Annotated in this window: 12 protein-coding genes; 6 read left to right on the top strand and 6 right to left on the bottom strand. The window is 66.4% G+C overall.

What is annotated here, in order from left to right:
* Window positions 1-3: 3 nt before the first annotated feature.
* From HLA98_RS05200 to HLA98_RS05185, 4 genes are all read right to left on the bottom strand, one after another.
* Window positions 4-537, bottom strand: coding sequence for a Panacea domain-containing protein (locus tag HLA98_RS05200; RefSeq protein WP_129550615.1), 534 nt, complete (start codon window positions 535-537; stop codon window positions 4-6).
* A 651-nt stretch (window positions 538-1,188) separates the two neighbouring features.
* Window positions 1,189-2,544, bottom strand: a complete 1,356-nt coding sequence (locus HLA98_RS05195) for a Gfo/Idh/MocA family protein (RefSeq protein WP_057500803.1) — start codon at window positions 2,542-2,544, stop codon at window positions 1,189-1,191.
* 65 nt (window positions 2,545-2,609) lie between these two features.
* On the bottom strand, window positions 2,610-5,585 hold the full coding sequence (locus tag HLA98_RS05190) for a TonB-dependent receptor domain-containing protein (protein ID WP_057500785.1): 2,976 nt from the start codon (window positions 5,583-5,585) through the stop codon (window positions 2,610-2,612).
* 133 nt (window positions 5,586-5,718) lie between these two features.
* Complete coding sequence (locus HLA98_RS05185; RefSeq protein WP_057500786.1) at window positions 5,719-9,078, bottom strand: TIM-barrel domain-containing protein; 3,360 nt, start codon at window positions 9,076-9,078, stop codon at window positions 5,719-5,721.
* A 322-nt stretch (window positions 9,079-9,400) separates the two neighbouring features.
* Here HLA98_RS05185 and HLA98_RS05180 point away from each other — a divergent pair, with 322 nt between their 5' ends.
* The 6 genes from HLA98_RS05180 to HLA98_RS05155 all read left to right on the top strand — a co-directional run bounded on the left by HLA98_RS05180 (window position 9,401) and on the right by HLA98_RS05155 (window position 16,815).
* Complete coding sequence (locus tag HLA98_RS05180) at window positions 9,401-10,555, top strand: SIS domain-containing protein (RefSeq protein WP_057500787.1); 1,155 nt, start codon at window positions 9,401-9,403, stop codon at window positions 10,553-10,555.
* Window positions 10,548-11,486: an ROK family protein gene (locus HLA98_RS05175; protein WP_057500788.1), complete on the top strand. Its 939-nt coding sequence runs from the start codon at window positions 10,548-10,550 to the stop codon at window positions 11,484-11,486. Before HLA98_RS05180 ends, HLA98_RS05175 begins: the two co-directional genes overlap by 8 nt.
* A 16-nt stretch (window positions 11,487-11,502) precedes the next feature.
* The gene (locus HLA98_RS05170; protein WP_057500789.1) at window positions 11,503-12,837 is read left to right on the top strand and encodes a D-tagatose-bisphosphate aldolase, class II, non-catalytic subunit; all 1,335 of its coding nucleotides are present in this window, start codon (window positions 11,503-11,505) and stop codon (window positions 12,835-12,837) included.
* Between the two features lie 33 nt (window positions 12,838-12,870).
* Window positions 12,871-13,647: a DeoR family transcriptional regulator gene (locus HLA98_RS05165; protein WP_049444377.1), complete on the top strand. Its 777-nt coding sequence runs from the start codon at window positions 12,871-12,873 to the stop codon at window positions 13,645-13,647.
* A complete protein-coding gene (gene nagA, locus HLA98_RS05160; protein ID WP_057500790.1) occupies window positions 13,644-14,771 on the top strand; it encodes an N-acetylglucosamine-6-phosphate deacetylase in 1,128 nt (375 codons plus the stop codon). The genes HLA98_RS05165 and nagA overlap by 4 nt, the downstream gene beginning before the upstream one ends.
* Before the next feature lie 241 nt (window positions 14,772-15,012).
* Entirely contained in the window at window positions 15,013-16,815 is a 1,803-nt protein-coding gene (locus HLA98_RS05155; RefSeq protein WP_057500791.1) for an MFS transporter, read from the top strand.
* 52 nt (window positions 16,816-16,867) lie between these two features.
* Here HLA98_RS05155 and HLA98_RS05150 read toward each other — a convergent pair whose 3' ends face one another.
* Together HLA98_RS05150 and HLA98_RS05145 are read right to left on the bottom strand one after the other, a co-directional pair.
* Window positions 16,868-17,338 (bottom strand): SecDF P1 head subdomain-containing protein, encoded by a 471-nt coding sequence (locus HLA98_RS05150; RefSeq protein ID WP_057500792.1) that lies wholly within the window; start codon window positions 17,336-17,338, stop codon window positions 16,868-16,870.
* The gene (locus HLA98_RS05145; RefSeq protein WP_021203354.1) at window positions 17,335-17,886 is read right to left on the bottom strand and encodes an HdeD family acid-resistance protein; all 552 of its coding nucleotides are present in this window, start codon (window positions 17,884-17,886) and stop codon (window positions 17,335-17,337) included. Before HLA98_RS05145 ends, HLA98_RS05150 begins: the two co-directional genes overlap by 4 nt.
* Between the last annotated feature and the right edge of the window lie 21 nt (window positions 17,887-17,907).

Below are 17,907 nucleotides of genomic sequence, written 5' to 3'. Positions count from 1 at the left end.
GCTTCATCCCCTGAATACGCTGTTTACTTTCATTTCCGGATAGTGCTTGTAGATGGAAGATACAAGCGTTGTGAACGAAACCTTCTGAACGAACTCAGCGATTGACTTCATGTAGTCGCGGACCTCGGGTTGCAGCTTTGCGATTACTTCCTGAGCGCGCGCGCGACCTTCGTCGTTAAGGCGGTAGCGACGCCCCTTACCGTCACCATGACAGTCACCCATCTCAAGTTCCGAGAGTACAGAGAACTCGTTGTAGACCCCAACATCAAAGGGGCCGTAGTCATAGGGCTTGAAATCGAAGAAAGGTCCACCAATAGCTGAGCCGATGTTGCGGTCTATCAGGAACATCAGCTTCTGAAGCTGCACCGGCGAAAACTCCTCGTGAGCGCCAGACGCGAGTGCGGCAAGCATGACCTCCATGCGGTCCATAGACACAACCCTTGTAAGGCCAATGCGGCCGTTCTGGATTCTTGCACGTTTCCCGTTCAGGAAAAACAAAATGCGTTCAACAATGGCCAAAGCCATGTTCTGGCTCACGGAAAGATCACCGCAGACTCTCGCCCAGCAGGCTCCGCGATTCGCCCTTCGTCCCGCTGATACATTCGTCCGTGTACTCGGCGACGACTTCATGGCCACGCGCCTCGGCCCAATCCCCAGTGCGAATAGCTGCGCTTCCAGGGACTGGTCCTTGTTGGGCATAGAGGGCGGCACCGCCCTTGTACCGCCCTGCCATTAGATCGTCTCGCAGCCGAATGATACAGTATCAGCGGGGCTTGAGACGCATTCGAAAATCGACCAATAGGCGAGGTTTCGCAGTGCCGTTCGGTGATTTCCACGAAAAGCCGCCTCGGCCGGCGCCATTTCCGAAGACGTTTTCGGAATCTTGTTGGCTGGCAGCGGGGCGTTACGGCGCTGCGAATCCACTCAGGGGAAGGGCGAAACGCTGTGGGGCCGAGCGCAGCAGAAGCGTTCAGGCCAGCCAGCAACCCATGGGCCTTTTTCCACTCCGGAACGCTGAAACGCTGGAATAGGTAAAAATCTTCGGAGAACAGCAAACGCTCGACTCGCTCTGCCCCCTGCGTAAGCTCCCCCTTCCCCACCCGGATGGCTACCACGCTGATGGCAGCCGCAGCATACAGTCAATGCAGCAACGCCGGGCATGACCCGGTGTTGCCGTTGGTGTGTAGATCAGTATTTACCGTCAAATGCGAAGATCGGCTTGCGCTGCTTCCACGCACCCGCAGTAAAGTCCGGGAACTCCAGCGTCTGGAAACCGTTGGCGATCGACTGCTCGCTCAGCGGCGTGATCGCGCTCCAAGTCACCGCGTCGTAGATGTCGATCGGCATCGGTGCCTTGGCCTTCAGCGCTTCCACGAAGGCGTGAATGACGAACCAGTCCATACCACCATGGCCGGCGCTGGCGGCGGTGTCGGCATTCTGCTTCCACAGCGGGTGCTCGTACTCGTCCTGGTACTTCTTGAACTCCTCCCACTGGTGCGGCGGGCTGCGGCCTTCGATGTGGATCGAATGGTTCACGTCCATCCACAGGCCCTTGGTGCCCTGCACGCGGAAGCCCATCGAGTACGGGCGCGGCAGCGAGGTGTCGTGCTGCAGCAGGATGGTCTCGCCGTTCTCGCAGGCCAGCGTGGTGGTCACGATGTCACCCAGCTTGAACTTCACCTTGGTGCTGGGGTGGGTAGTGCCGCCACTCTTGGCCACGGTGTATTCGTGCAGGCCACGCGCCTTGGTCGCGAAGGCATTGATGTGGGTGAAGCGGTTGCCACGGTTGATGCCGGTGTACATCGCGCACGGGCCGATGCCGTGGCTGGGATACAGCTCGCCGTTGCGCTCCACCGAATGCTCGGTGCGCCAGCGGGCTTCGCTCCAGCCCTTGGGCCCGAACTCCACGCCGCTGTCGTAGGGCAGGTTCGGGTCGCCGGAATTGAACTTCACGCCGCGCAGGTCGTGCTGGTAGCCGGCCTGCAGATGCACCAGCTCGCCGAACAGGCCCTGGCGCACCATCTGCAGCGCGGCCATCACGTCGCGGCGGTAGCAGACGTTCTCCAGCAGCATGTACGGGGTGCCCGTGCTCAGCTGGGTCTTCAGCACGTCCCAGTGGTCCTGCAGGGTGATGCCAGCCACCACTTCGCAGCCCACCGCCACGCCGGCCTGCATCGCGGCGATCGCCATCGGCGCGTGGTACTCCCACGGCGTGGCGATGATCACGCCATCAATGCCCTTCTGTTCCAGCAGGCGTTTCCAGGCGTTGGTGTCACGGTCCTGGCCGTAGGTCTTCGGTGCCGGATTGCCGGCCTTGGCCACCATGTCCATGGCACGGCCGAGCATGATCGGTTCGATGTCGCACAGCGCGACCACCTCGACATCGTCGCGACGTACCAGCTCCTTCAGCAGCACCAGGCCGCGCATGCCGGTGCCGATCATGGCCAGGCGCACCTTGCGCCCGCGTGCCCAGGCCGGGGTCTGCGGCAACAGGCTGCTGGCGGCGACAGCGGCACTGGCCGCGATGAATTCCCTACGCTTCATGGCAAACATCTCTCCTCTTGGCAGCGAGCCGGCCGTAGCCGGCCCGCCGGGTCACGCAAACGGAATTACTTGAAACGGTAGCCAATGGTCACACTGTAACCACGGCCGAAGATGGTTGCGTAGTCACTGGAGTCACCCAGGAAGCTGTTCGGATCGTAGAACGGCAGGCGATTGAACAGGTTCTTGACCGTGAAGCTCAGGTTCCACGCATCATCCGGGCGCCAGGTGACGCTCATGTTGGCGGTCCACCACGACGGCGCACCGTCGCACTTGCTCTTCTGGAGGGCCAGGTAGCCGCCGGTGCAGGTTTCCTTGTTGTTGCTCTTTTCGTCGACCTGGTCGGTGGCCCACTTGGTGCCACCCACGTAGTTGACGAACATGCTGGTGGTGACCTGCTTGTAGGTCCAGTCGGCATTGAGCGTGGCACGCAGGCGCGGGTTGTTGTAATAGCCCACCACATCGCCGTAGTACCAGCCGTTGGCTTCATCCATGTAGAAACGGTTGCGGTTGGCGATGGTGGCCGCCAGGCCGATGTTCAGGTTGCCCCAGTCACCCAGCGAGAAGCGGCTGCGCGCATCGATGTCGAAGCCGTCGATCAGCGTCTTGCCACGGTTCTTGTACTGGCCCACCACGCTGGCCACATTGCCGGCAGAGTAGCCCGGCAGCACCGACGGGCAGCTCACGCCACTGGCCGGGTCGGCACACATCGCCGCCAGCTGCGCCAGGTTGGCGCGGTCACTGTCAGTGATCGGCGAGCGCGACGAGGAGATGATGTCTTCCATGCGGCGGTAGTCCGGCGCGACGATCTCATTGTCGCGATAGATGAACCAGTAGTCGGCCGACACCGACAGCCAGGTCGCCGGCTCGTAGACGAAGCCGAGGGTGGCGATCTTCGCCTTCTCCGGCTTCAGGTTCTTGTTCGGCTGGGTCATGCGTGCCACGGTGCGGCTGCAATCCACGTTCAACAGGTTCTTGCCCAGATCGACATCGCCCGGACGCTGCGAGCGCAGCAGCAGGTTGGCGATGGCGTTGGTCTCGTTGCAGCGCAGCTCGTCACGGTAGCCACCCAGCTGGGCGAACACGCCACCATTGCCGGACTCGGCCAGGCTCGGAGCACGGAAGCCGGTGGAGTAGGTACCGCGCAGCATCAGCTGGTCGAACGCCTGGTACTTGAAACCGATCTTCGGCGCGACGTTGGCACTGAAGTTCGGGTACTTGTCCACGCGCACTGCGGCATCCAGCTCCAGCTTGTCGGTGATCGGCGCCACGGTCTCGGCGAACAGCGCGTAGGTGTTGCGCTTGCCGTCGAACCAGGAACCTCCCTGCTGGGTGATCAGGCCGTTGGCTGCATCGGCGTTGCCCGGGGTGTAGAAGGTTTCGCGGCTGGCGTTGAAGCCGAACGCGGCGCGCATCTCGCCGGCCGGCAGCTGGAACAGCGGGCCTTCGATCTTGCCATCCAGGGTATGCAGGCGGGTCCACGACTGGATGTCGAAGGTCGGGAACGCTTCACGGATCAGCGCGGCGTTGGCTTCGCTGATCTCGCCGAACTTGTACGCCGGGTGGTCGGAGATGATCACGCGGCCGGTGGTCGGATCGACCGAGTACGGTCCGAACGCCTTCTCGAAGCCCTTGATGTTGACGTTGATCGTCTGGTACGTGGTGGAGTGGGTGCCTGCACTGGCGAAGGCAGTCTCCCAGTTCCAGTCACCCCGGTTGCCACGCGCACCGGCCAGCACGCGGTAGCTCTTGTCGGTGTTGCGCTGGCCGAAGTAGTTCGGGCCCGCATCCTGCAGCAGGTAGTTCAGGCCGACCACACCGCCCATCATCGCCTTCATCTGCGGGCTGGCGTGGTTGTACTCGTTGTTCGGGCCCAGGAACGGGTACAGGAACTGGTTGACGTTGTTGCCGGTATTGCGCGAGAACCAGCTGGTCGGGTTGCCGGTGGTGGTGCCATAGGTGCGCGGCGTGCCGCCGTTGGCGCGCAGGTCGATGTCGGTGTAGGTCGCCTCGGCGAAGATCTCGGTGCTGTCACCGACCAGGAAGGTGCCGTTGAGGTAGGCGGTGTTGCGCTCGGACTTGGCGCCGGCATCGATCTCGTTGTTCATCCAGGTTTCCCAGACGCAACGCGGGCCGGCCGCTTCACTGGTCAGCACGTTCTTGCAGCCCGGCGCAGCTTCCTGCACACGGCGGCCGGTGACCGGATCGAAGGCGAAGTAAGTGCCCGGATTGAATTCACCCGGCTTGCTGCCCACGCCCAGGCGCAGGTTGTTGAGGTAGTTCGGATTGTTGACGTAGTACTGGTCAGGCCGCTTGTCGTAGAAGTCGCTCAGCGGAATCGCGTCGCGGCGGTACATGTTCACCGCGCCGTAGATGTTGAAGCGGTTCTCGGCCAGGTCGCCGAAGCCGGCGGTGATGCTGGCCTGGCGTTCGCCGTAGGAGTCGATGCGCGAAGAGGTGTCGTTGGTGAAGCTGACCTCGGCACCCTGGAAGTTGCGCTTGGTGATCACGTTGATCACGCCGGCCACCGCGTCGGTGCCGTACACCGCCGAGGCGCCGTCGGTCAGCACTTCCATGCGCTCGATGGCCGCGGCCGGAATCGCATCGATGTTGACGAACTGGGTCTGGAAGCCAGCTGGTGCACCGTAGTACGACAGGCGACGACCATTCAGCAGCACCAGCGTGCCCTGCGCGCCCAAGCCACGCAGGTTGGCCTGCGAAGCACCGTCGGAACCGGTAAACAGCGAGCGCGCGTCCTGCTGCGCCGGGCGAGCGGCCGGCAGGTTGTCGAGCACCTGCAGCAGCGTGCGCGCACCCATGTTCTGGATGTCCTGCTTGCTGATCACCTGCACCGGCGACGCGGTTTCAACGTCGGTGCGGCGGATGTTGGAACCGGTGACCTCGATGCGGGCCAGGTCGGTGGCCTTGTCCTTGCTCTCCTGGGCGAAGGCAGGAACGGCAACCGACAGCAGCACGCCGGCAATGGCCAGCGACAGCGGTGCGATCGAGCGACAGGGGGGGCGGTGGTGGCGGGCGGGCAACATCGGGGGTCTCTCCTGGCAGGGGTGCGGCGCGAATGGTGAGCGCGTGGGCGTTCGGCGGGCAAAACGCTCCCGGGCCACGGCCACGAGGGCCGTAGTCGGAATGGGCGGGGGGAGGAGCGGTGTTACGAGGGCGTCATGGGGCGACGATGCTGGCGGAGTCGCCCTCCTGGCCGATCAGTACGGCGTTGGCCCAGTTGGCGCAGACCTGGGCGGGTTGGCTGCCCTGCGCACCCAGCGTGCGCAGGCTCAGGGTGGAAAGGCCACGGATGTCCAGCTCCGGCTTGACCACGCCGGGCGCCTTCACCAGGCCGCTGTCGTACAGCAGGCGGTTGTCGCCCCAGACCTGGAACTGCAGGCCACCGGCGCTACGGCAGGCATCGTCGATGCCGAGGTCAGCACGCAGCAGGTGCCAGCCGCCCTGCAGACGCAGGTCGATGCGGCTGTTGGCGCCGACGCCCAGGCCACGGCGGAACTGCAGGCCGTTCATGCGCATGCCGGCGTCGCCACGGAAGGACTGATCGGTGCGCAGCTGGCTGGCCAGCGCGGCCGGCACCGGCAGCTCGGAGAGATAGCGCTGCCGGGCCGGTCGCTCCGGTTCCTGGTGTTCAAGAATGTGGAAGGTGGACAGGGCGATCGGACCGACATCGCGCGGCTGCAATGCATCGAACGCGCGGGCGCTGCCCTGTGCGGCAGTGACCATCGGGTCGGTGCTGCTGGCGCCGTCGCCTTCGGGGTTCTGCACGCTCAGCACGCGGAAGCGCAGCAGGCGCCCGGCGTGGGCCGGGAAGTCGATGCGCTGCACGCCTTCCTTCAGCTGCAGGCGGCCGCGGGCGATCGGCTCGCCCCACTCGCCATTGCTGTCACCCAGGTAGACCTCGTAGTCGCGCACCTGGCCGTGCTTCCAGTTCTTGTCGTTACGCGGCGCAATGTCGATGCCATCGATCATCCTGCGCTCGCCGAAGCCCACCACCCATTCGTGGGCACCGGTGCGCACGGCCTGGTTGCGCACGCTGCGGAACCATGTGTTGGGATCGTCGTCGAAGGCATTTTCCAGCGCATGGCCAGGTTCTTCGGCCGGGCGGTTGACCACCAGCAGGCTGTCGGCCGGCAGTTCGCGGCCCAGCACCGGCGCGGCCGGATAGGCGTCGTCTGCGACCGCCGCAGCCACCGCGAAGTCCAGCTGCAGCTGCAGCGGCTGGCGGATGTCCTGGGTGGCGGTACGCACGTGCAGCGTGCCGCGACGCTCCTTGGCGTCGAAGTACCAACCTTCAGCAGCACCATTGAAGGCGGCGGCATCAGCCAGCGCCGGCAGCGCGCGGCCACCGGCCTGCACCGCACGCGGCGCTTGGCGGCTGAGCACGCGCAGGCCATAACGACGCTTCGCCAGCTGGCCGTTGTACTGGCCCTGCACCGGATCGATCTGCACCTGCACCGGGCCACTGCCCTGCGCCGGCGCCTGCACGCGGACTACCTGCGTGCTCGACTCACCCTGCTGGTAGCGGCGCGTGTTGCCATCGTCTTCGTACAGCGTGTACTGCGACTCGCCCTGCGGGTACAGGTCGAACGTCACTTCATCCAGCGGCTTTTCGCCATCGAACAGCATCGACGGGTACATCGGCAGGATCGCACCGGCGCGCACGAACACCGGCAGCGTGGCCAGGTCCACCTGGCGGTCGAGCTGGCGGCCATCGGCGCCGGCCTGCACGCGGCGGCCGTCCCAGTAGTCGATCCATCCCCCCGCCGGCAGGTGGATGTCGCGGCGCCAGCCACGGCTGGCGGCCTGGCTGCGGTACACCGGCGCCACCAGCAGGTCGCGGCCAAGCAGGAACTGGTACTTGTAGGTTTCATCCTGCGCATGCGGGTCGCGCGGGTTGTCCCACATCAGCCCACGCACCGGCGGTGCACCGGTCTGCGCGGCCTCGTGCACCAGTCCGTACATGTACGGGGTCAGGCGCATCTTCAACTTCAGGTAATCGCGGTTGATGCTGCGGTAGGGCTCGTCGTACCACCACGGGTGCTTGCGCGCGTTCGACGACCAGCCGCTCATGCCCATCAGCACCGGCGTGAACGCTTTCCACTGCAGGTCGCGGGTGAAGGTTTCGGCGCTGCCGCCGAAGATCGCATCCACATCGCCACTGGCGTAGGCCATGCCGGACAGGCCCGAACCGACCAGGGTCGGCACGTGCCAGCGGATGTAATCCCAGCTGCTGCTCTGGTCGCCGGTCCAGGCCACCGCATAGCGCTGGATGCCGGCCCAGCCCATTACTGTCCACAGGAACGGGCGAGAATCGGAATTGTCGAGGATGCCGTTGAAGGCCTGGCGGTTGGCGTCCATCGCGAACTGATAGCCCTTGCCGGTCCAGGCCACGTCCAGCTTCTGCACGCGGCTGCCGGCCTTGCCCACTTCCCAGGCGATCTTGTCGACGCCGTTCTCGGTCCACAGGCCGGTACGGAAACCATACCCGGCCAGGCCCTTCACCGTTTCCGGCAACTGCTTGTAGCCGCAACCGTAACCATCATTGGGCAGGATCCAGCCACCGGGCATGTCGTTGGCGCGGTACTGCTTGGCCACGCTGTCGATCACATCCGGCGTGGTGCCGGTCGGGCCGTCACTCCAGCCCTCGGGGACGGTGCCGGGCTTCTTGCTGTTGTCACCGTCGTTGTAGCAATCGGCATCGCCGTAGGACAGCGCCCAGCGCGCGACCATGTTCGGGCGGCCGGTCAGCTGGGTGTAGCGCTCGATCAGCTTCGGCAGGTCGGCGCCGACGAAGTAGTACGCATCGAAGCGGTCTTCACGGTGCAGCAGCGTGGCCTGGTCGGCCTCGCGCAGATCGTAGCTGCCGTCGCTCCACGTGTTGCGCAGCATGCCCCAGCCGCGGCTGCTCAGCAGTATCGGCGCCGGACTGGGGCGATCACCTTCTTCCCAGCCACCGGAATAGGACACGTCCAGCTCGCGGCCCTTGAACTGGTAACGGCCGTTCTGCTGGCCACCACCGAAGTAGCCCTCATCGGCCTGCGAGGACAGCACCTGCACGCTCTGCGCGGCATCCAGGTCCAGCGGCTGCAGTTCCTGCCACAGCGCGCTGGTCTGGCCGTTGTCCAGTCGTTCCAGGCGCATGCGCAGTGGCTGCCGCTGTACATGCAGCACCAGGGCATCGGTGCGCACGCGGATTTCCTGCGCGTCTTCTTCCAGCTGCGCCTGCACGTTCGCCTTGGGCTGCGGCAGCACGATCGGTGCGGCCTTGTCGCCGGCACCGGTCAGCGTGCCGTTGCGGCCGGCCTGCACGCGGATGATGTCGGTGGCCGGCAGTTCGATGCGGATGCGTGCGCCCTTGTCGGTCTGCAGGTCCCAGCCCTGCACGCCATCGTGGCTGGCGCTGGCGCTGACCGTACGCAGGTTGCCGACCGACTCGGCCCGGGCCGGCATGGACGCCAGCATCAATGCCGGCAACAGGGCCAGCATCAGCGGCGAGCGACGAACGCAGATTTCCACACGGACTCCCAACCCGTTCACCGGGCGTTTCGAAAGCGGTTGGGCCGACTCTAGGGCAGCGATTCGAAAGATGTCAACAAATTGAAAGGAAAAAGGAAGATATATTCCATTGAAACGAAAGTTGTTGCGTTGCAATACTTTGTGTAAGCGCTTGCAGGTGCCTGTTAAGCATTGTGCGATACGGCATTAGGCCCGATCTTTCGTTTCCCCGGGCACTCGGCAGCGGGAAAAGCCATCGCTCCATTTTCTTTCTTTTTACTTTCGCTATTTGACATTTCGAAAGAAAACACAGATGGTGCGCTGGCCCAACTGGAACCTCCGAATGGACGTCACCCTGCTTTCCGATGTGTCCGCCTGGCAGCGCCTTGGCGGAGCCGATACCGCTACCGAAATCGCCCAGCAGCCTGCGCTGTGGGAAGCCCTCGCACAGGACCTGTCGCGTGCCCGCGACCGCCTGCAGGCCTTCCTCGGCGACAGCCTCAACGATCCGAACCAGCGCGTGCTGTTCACCGGCGCCGGCAGCTCCGGCTTCATTGCCGAAATGGTGGCCGATGCGATCAACGCGCAGTGGCCAGCTGATATGCGCGTGGTGCACACCACCAGCCTGCTGACCCACCCGGCGCTGTACCTGCAGCGCGACCGCCCGACCCTGCTGGTCTCGTTCGGCCGCAGCGGCTCCAGCCCGGAGAGCGTGGCGGCGGTGGACCGCGTGCGCAGCGACGTGGATGACGCGCGCTTCCTCGACATCACCTGCAACGCCGATGGCGAACTGGCCCGTCGTGGCGCCGGCCGTGCCGATACCTGCACCCTGCTGATGCCGTCGGCCAGCTGCGACCGTGCCTTCGCCATGACCAGCAGCCTGACCTGCATGCTGTTGGCCGCATTGACCGTGTTCGATCGTTCGCCGTGGGATGCGCGCGTGGCGCGCCTGAAGCAGATCGCCGGCCTCGCCCGCGAAGGCCAGGCACAGTGGGATGCACCGGTGGCGGCGCTGGCGCAGCGCCCGTTCAACCGCATCATCTACCTAGGCAGCGGGCCGCTGGAAGCGCTGGCACGCGAGTGCGCGCTGAAGGTGCTGGAGCTGACCGCCGGCCGGGTGCTGGCGCTGGCCAACACCCCGCTGGGCTTCCGCCATGGCCCGAAGTCGACGCTGGATGGCAACACCCTGGTGGTGGTGCTGCGCAGCGTGCAGCCGTTGGCGCGCCGCTACGAACAGGACCTGCTGGAAGAACTGCGCCGCGACGGCGTGGCCGGCCAGGTGCTGGCGATCGGTCCGCATTCGGACATCGGTGCCGATGACGAATACACCCTCACCGTGCCGGCACTGGACGATCCGTGGCTGGCGCCGGTCTGGCTGGGCTTCGCACAGCTGTTCGCGCTGCAGCGCTCGGCCGCGCTGGGCCTGACCCCGGACAACCCGTTCCCGGACGGCACCGTCAACCGCGTCGTCAAGGGCGTCACCATCCACCATGGCTGAGCTGATCGCGCACGCCTGCTACGGCATCGACATCGGCGGCACCAAGATCGAGCTGGTGGCGTGCGATGCGGCGATGCAGGTCACCTGGCGCCGCCGCGTGGCCACCCCACAGGGAGACTACGACGGCTTCCTGCAGGCGGTGGTGGCGCTGGTGGGTGAGGCGGACGCTGCCCTTGGCCGTAGCGATGCGGCGATCGGCATCGCCCTGCCCGGCGTGCGTGACCGCCGCAGCGGCCGCCAGCTCAGCGCGAACGTGCCTGCACTGACCGGCCAATGCGTGGCGCAGGATCTGCAGGCACGCCTGCAGCGCCCGCTGCACTTCGGCAACGATCTGCAGTGCTTTGCCCTGTCGGAAGCCCATGGCGGTGCCGCCGACGGCTACCCCAGCATGTTCGGCGCCATCCTCGGCACCGGTGCCGGCGGTGGCTTCTGCCTGCAGGGCCGGCTGCTGTCCGGCTTCAACGGCCTGGCCGGCGAATGGGGACACTGGAGCGTGCCCGGCCATCTGCTGCAGCGCCACGGCCTGCCGCTGCTGGACTGCGGCTGCGGCCTGCAGGGCTGCGTGGAGCGCTATGTGTCCGGCAGCGGTGTGGCGATGATCGAACGTCATCTCGGTGGCAGCGCCACCGATGCCAGCGCGGTGATCGCACTGGCCGAGGCCGGCGATACGCGTGCGCGCAAGGCGCTGGACATCCATCGTGATCTGCTTGGCCACAGCCTGGCCGCGCTGGTGCTGGCCCTAGACCCGCATGTGATCGTGCTCGGCGGCGGCCTCTCACAGTATGCGCCGCTGTACCAGCAGCTGCCGGCAGCCATCGCCGCCCATCTGTTCAACGGCGTGCAGGTACCGCCGATCGTGCCGCCGCGCTTCGGCGATGCCGGTGGCGCACGTGGTGCCGCCCTGCTCGCCTGCCAACCCTCGTTTTCCTGATGTCCGGAGCCTGATCATGTCCCCGTTGCAGACCCTGCTTGCCTCCCACCGCGCCGGTGCCAACGTCGGCCTGTACAGCGTCTGCTGCAGCAACGAGCAGGTACTGCGAGCGGCCATGCACGTGGCACTGGCGCATGACACCGTGCTACTGATCGAGGCCACCTCCAACCAGGTCGATCAGTTCGGCGGCTATACCGGCATGACCCCGCCGCAGTACCGCGACTACGTCGGTACCCTGGCCGATGAGGAAGGCTTCCCGCGCGAGCGGCTGATCCTCGGCGGTGACCATCTTGGCCCGAATGCCTGGCAGAAGCGCCCGGCTGCCGAAGCGATGACCCACGCGCGCGTGCTGATCGAAGCCTACGTCGCCGCCGGTTTCCACAAGATCCACCTCGACTGCAGCATGTCCTGCGCCGATGACCCGGTGCCGCTGCCCGATGCCATCGTTGCCGCACGCTCGGCCGAGCTGGCCGAGATCGCCGAACGCACCGCCGCCGAACACGGCCTGCCGCCGCCGGTCTACGTGATCGGTACCGAGGTGCCGATTCCCGGTGGAGAAGCCTCGCTTGCCGAGGGCCTGCAGGTGACCACGCCGGCCGCCGCCGCGCAGACCCTGGCCATCCACCAGCAGGCGTTCGACACGCCGCAGCTGCGTGATGCGTGGCAGCGCGTGATCGCGATGGTGGTGCAGCCGGGCGTCGACTTCGACCACAGCAGCGTGCACGAGTACGACCCGGCCGCCGCCAGCACGCTGGCCGACTTCCTGGAACAGCAGCCACGCATCGTGTTCGAGGCGCACTCCACCGACTACCAGCGCGAAAGCGGCCTGCACGCGCTGGTGCGCGACCACTTCGCCATCCTCAAGGTCGGCCCGGCGGCGACCTTCGCCTACCGCGAAGCGCTGTTCGCGCTGGCCGCGATCGAGGCCGAACTGCTGCCGGCCGCACAATGCTCGCGCCTGCCGCAGGTGCTGGACGAGGTGATGGTGGCGCAGCCGAAGTACTGGCAGTCCTACTACCAGGGCGATGAGGCAGCGCTGCGCCTGCTGCGCAGTTACTCCTTCAGCGACCGCTGCCGCTACTACTGGGGCGAGCCGGCGCTGGTACAGGCGGTGCAGACCCTGTTCGCCAACCTGGAACAGCACGCGCCGCCGCTGGTGCTGCTCAGCCAGTACCTGCCGGAACAGTACCGCGCCGTGCGCGAAGGCACCCTGGCCAACACCCCCACCGCACTGGTGCAGCACCGTATCGGCCTGTGCCTGGGTGAGTACGCCCGTGCCTGCAGCGCCAACCAGGCCGGAACCCGCACTCACCACGCAGGTTCGGCTGCCGCCGTTGCTGCGAACGGCTAATCTCTACCTTTTCCCGCGAAACCGAGAATGGCCATGCGCAACACCCGCTCCCGCCGGCAACAGATCCTGCAGCTGCTGATCGAGCACGGTTCGGTGCAGGTGGCCGATCTGGTCGAGCGCTTCGGCGTGTCGGCGGTGACGATCCGTGCCGACCTGACCCACTTCGAGTCGCAGGGCCTGGCCAACCGAACCCATGGCGGTGCCACGCTGGTGCGCACGCCGCCGCAGGAACAGGACATCCATGAAAAGGATGCACTGAACCTTCCGCTGAAGGAATCGATCGGCGCGCGCGCCGCGCGCCTGGTGCAGCCCGGCGACAACATCATCATCGACTCCGGCTCGACCACGATGACGCTGGCACGCCATCTGCGCGCACATCGCGACGTGACGGTGATGACCAACGGCCTGAACATCGCCTGGGAACTGGCCAATGCGGCGGGCATCACCGTACTGCTGACCGGGGGGTTGCTGCGCCAGCAGTCGCTGTCGCTGCAGGGCAGCCAGGCCGAGGCCAGCCTCAACTCCTACAGCTTCGACACCCTGTTCCTGGGCGTGGATGGCCTGGACCTGCAGTTCGGGCTGACCACCCATGACGAAGCCGAAGCCCGCCTCAACCACCGCATGGTCGAGCGCGCGCGCCGCATCGTGGTGCTGACCGATGCCTCCAAGTTCGGCCGCGTCAGCCTGCACCGCATCGCCCGCCTCGACCAGATCCACGCCATCATCACCGACGCCGGCATCGACGACGCAACCCGTGAAGGGCTGCAGCGGCTGGGCATCGAAGTGATCATCGCCGAGCCCGCCGCATGACCGACATCCGCACCCTGCAGGGCCGCATCCTCACGCCGCTGGGTTGGCGGCGTGGCCACGTCCACTTCGATTCGCACGTGCGCCAGCTGCAGGTGGACGACCACAGCGGTGCCGATGACCTGCAGCTGCCGGTGATCCTGCCCGGCTTCATCGACCTGCACGTGCACGGTGCGGCCGGCGTGGACCTGATGCAGGGCGGCGACGTGGCACGCACCATCGCCCGCACCCATCTTCGTTTCGGCACCACCACACTGCTGGCGACCACCATGACCGCCGGCCTGGATGAGATCGAGCACGCGCTGCACGGCGTGGCCGCCACCATGGCCGCGCCCGATGCAGACGCCGCCAGCATCGTCGGCGTGCATCTGGAAGGACCGTTCATCAGCCCGCAGCGGCTGGGTGCACAGCCCAACCGTACGATCGAGGCGACGCTGGCGCTGGTGCAGCAGCTGCACGTGCTGGCGCCGATCCGGGTGATGACGCTGGCACCGGAGATCGGCGAGCACACCGCATTGATACCTGCGCTTTCGGCGATGGGCATCCGCGTGCAGCTCGGCCACAGCGCCGGCACCTACGAAGAAGGTGTTGCTGCCCTGCAGGCCGGCGCCTCCGGCTTCACCCATCTGTTCAACGGCATGACCGGCGTCGATCACTATCGCCCGGGCATCGCGGCGGCGGCACTGGCGCATGCGCAGTACGCCGAGATCATTCCCGACCTGCAGCACATCCATCCCGGCGTGATCCGCCTGGCCGCGCGCGCGATTCCGCGCCTGTATGCGGTGACCGACGCGACTGCCGCCACCGGCATGCCCGATGGCGAGTACGCGCTGGGCGAGCAGCGTGTGCACAAGTGCGGCGGCTGCGTGCGCCTGGCGACCGGTTCGCTGGCCGGCAGCGCGCTGACCATGGACCAGGCGCTGCGCAACCTGGTGCGTGTGGGCCTGGAGCTGGCCGATGCCTCGCAACGTGTTTCCACCTTCCCTGCCGACTACCTGGGCCTGGGCGATCGCGGCCGCATCGCGCCCGACGCCCGTGCCGACCTGGTAGTGCTGGATGCGGAACTGCGCTTGCAGCAGGTGGTGGTGGGCGGGCGCGTAGTCGATTTGAACGCCGCAAACGCCTGATATCTGCGTTTTTGTAGAGCCGAAGGCAATGGCAGGAGCCATTGCCAACGTCGCTTGCGACGGCCCGGAGGGTGCCGATCAGGACGATCGGCATAGCCATGCTCGGCTGCTTTCCGTACCGACATCGACACCGCCCGCGCCGTGCTTCGCGCGGCAAGCCGAGCATGGCTCGGCTCTACATGAAGCGCGCAAGCGCAATGCCTCAGCCACGCACCATCCCCGTTATTCCAGGAATACGCCGATGACCGCAGCCGCCGCACCTGCCGTACCCGCTTCCACCGCTCCGCGCTGGCCCGTACGCTACCTGCTCTTCATCGGCGGCCTCGGTGGCCTGCTGTATGGCATCGACATCGGCATCATCGCCGGCGCCCTGCCCTATCTTGAAGCGACCGCCAGCCACGCCTGGCAGCTCAGCAGCCAGCAACTCGGCTTCGTGGTGGCAGCGGTACTGCTGGGCAGCGTGCTGTCCTCGCTGTTCGCCGGCATGATCGCCGACCTGATCGGCCGCCGCGGCGCGATGCTGCTGGCCGGCCTGCTGTTCACTGCCTCGATTCCGATCATGGCACTGGCCTCCGGCTACACGCCGCTGCTGCTGGGTCGCCTCCTGCAGGGCATCAGTGGCGGCTTGATCGGCGTAGTGATTCCGCTGTACCTGGCCGAAGTGCTCAGCCCCGAACGACGCGGGCGCGGCGCGGCCATGTTCCAGCTGCTGCTGACCGTTGGCCTGGTGCTGGCAGCCCTGATCGGCCTATACCACGCCCACGCCGTGGATGCCGCCGCCGAAGCCGTGCGTTCGCTGCCGGTGGCGCAGCAGGCGCAGGAGCTGTTTGCGGTGAAGGACCACGCCTGGCGCACCATCTTCTGGACCTGCCTGGCGCCGGGCCTGCTGTTCTGCGCCGGTATCTTCTGGCTATCCGAATCACCGCGCTGGCTGGTGCGCCGCGGCCGCATCGCTGAAGCCCGCCGCAGCCTCCAGCGCGTCCTTCCCGCCGCAGACGTCGAGCCCACGCTGGCCCAGATCCAGGCACCGGAATCGAGCAGCAGCGACGGCAAGCGCGACCCGCTGCTCAGCCGCCGCTACGTGGTGCCGTTCGTGCTGGCCTGCGTGGTGCTGGCCTGTACCCAGGCGACCGGCATCAACTCGGTGCTGGCCTACGCGGTGAACATCCTCAACCAGGCCGGCCTGTCCGGCTCGGTGGCCAACGGTGCCGACGTGGCGATCAAGCTGCTCAACGCGGTGATGACCGTGGTCGCGCTGCTGCTGGTCGACCGCAAGGGCCGCAAGTTCCTGCTGATGCTCGGCAGCGGCGGCATCTGCGTGGCCCTGCTGGCGGCGGCCACGCTGTTCTTCCAGGCCGAGCGCGGTCGGGCCGATGTGCAGCCGCAGCTGCAGGCGGCGGTCAGCGGCGACGGCCTGCGGCTGGTGCTGGATGACGCACAGTGGCAGCACCTGAGCGGTGGCATCGACAGCGAAGGCCGACCGATGCAGTTGACGGTGTCGTACGCCTACGGCGACTTCACCAACGTGCGCGCCCTGCGCAGCGACAACCTGACCGACCGCGAGCTGCGCGTGGAACGCGCGGGTACCGTGCAGCCGGACAGCGTGATCGGTGCGTTCTTCCGCAAACTGCATCTGAATCCGTTCGCCGACCCAGCGAGTGCCGCGCGGGCACCGCTACGCATCGAGCAGGCCCGCATCGGCCCGGTGCCGCCACCGGCACACGGCTGGGCCGTGGCCGCCTGCATCCTGGTGTTCGTCGCGTTCTTCGCGGTCGGCCCCGGCGTCTGCGTGTGGCTGGCACTGTCGGAACTGATGCCGAACCGCATCCGCTCCAACGGCATGAGCATCGCGCTGCTGATCAACCAGTTCGTGTCGACCACCATCGCCGCCCTCTTCCTGCCCACGGTGGGGCACTACGGCTACGCCAGCATGTTCGTGTTCTGGGCGGCGTGCACCTTCGTGTTCTTCCTGGTGGCCGCATTCTGGCTGCCGGAGACCAAGGGCAGGTCACTGGAAGAGATCGAAGCACGGTTTGCCCGGTAGCGGTCGACCTGGGTCGACCTCCGTGAGCAGTGCGGGGTTGTTGGCGCGCCCGTCACTCGCCCGTGATGTGCTTCGCCAGCGCCTGCGCCTCGGCAATGCTCGGCAGCCCGCTCAGCATCATCGATTCGCCGAACGGCCCTTTCACCGTCGCCACCATGAGCACGCGGCCATCCACGCTGATCGCCGCTCGCTGGCCCACCAGTGCTGCCGTGCCATCGTGGATGCGCTGGTGCGCTTCCGGCCGATAGCGGATCTGCAGGCCGGGCTGCTGGCCCGCGTCCAGCACATAGCGCACATCGGCGATGTCGGCGCTGACGGCGATCGGCGGCTCGCGCAGGGCCAGGGTTTCGCCCTGCCACTGCACCGATGTGCCCTTGCCGGCTGTATCGACCGCACTCAGGCGCACATCCACGCCGGGGCGTGGCGCATGATCCTTGCCTGCCAGGGCACCGGGTGTGGCGCCCGGCATGCATCCGGCCAGGGTCAACGCCACGCCCAGCAACAGCGGAAGCGCAGCCCTCACTTCAGCTTCCGCAGCTTGAATGCCACCAGCACCTGCAGCAGCCCATACAGCAGGCTGCCGATGCCGATCCACAGCGTGGTCACCGCCACGCCCGCATATGGGTTGGCCGCGAACAACAGGCCCAGCACCACCGCCAGCACGCCGCTGAGAATCAGCAGCCACTCGCCCTGGATCTGCTTGCGTACGCGGATCGCGAACACGATGCGATAGATGCCGGCCACCAGCAGCCACGCCGCCAGGAACAGCACCAGCACGCTGGCGGTGGCCAGCGGATTGATCACCGCCAGGATGCCGAAGCCCAACGAGGCGATGGCGTACAGCGCCAGCCACCCACGCGAGGCACCACTGCCGCCGCTGATCAGTGCGAACAGGCTGATGACACCTTCAACGATGGCCATCACGCCCAGTGTCCACGCCAGCGCCATCGCTGCGGACAACGGCCAGCCGATGGCAACGATGCCGAAACCCAGTGCGACAAGCCCGTACAGCAGCAGGATCCACCAGCTGCGCCCAACTGCCGACAACAAGGGAGACAGGGGGGAATTCATGGCCACTCCTTCGATCCGGAA

This window comes from Stenotrophomonas africana, from assembly GCF_013004645.1.
Classification (GTDB): domain Bacteria; phylum Pseudomonadota; class Gammaproteobacteria; order Xanthomonadales; family Xanthomonadaceae; genus Stenotrophomonas; species Stenotrophomonas africana.
The sequence above is the reverse complement of the archived record's forward strand: the minus strand, read 5'-3'. Positions and strand labels throughout refer to the sequence as shown.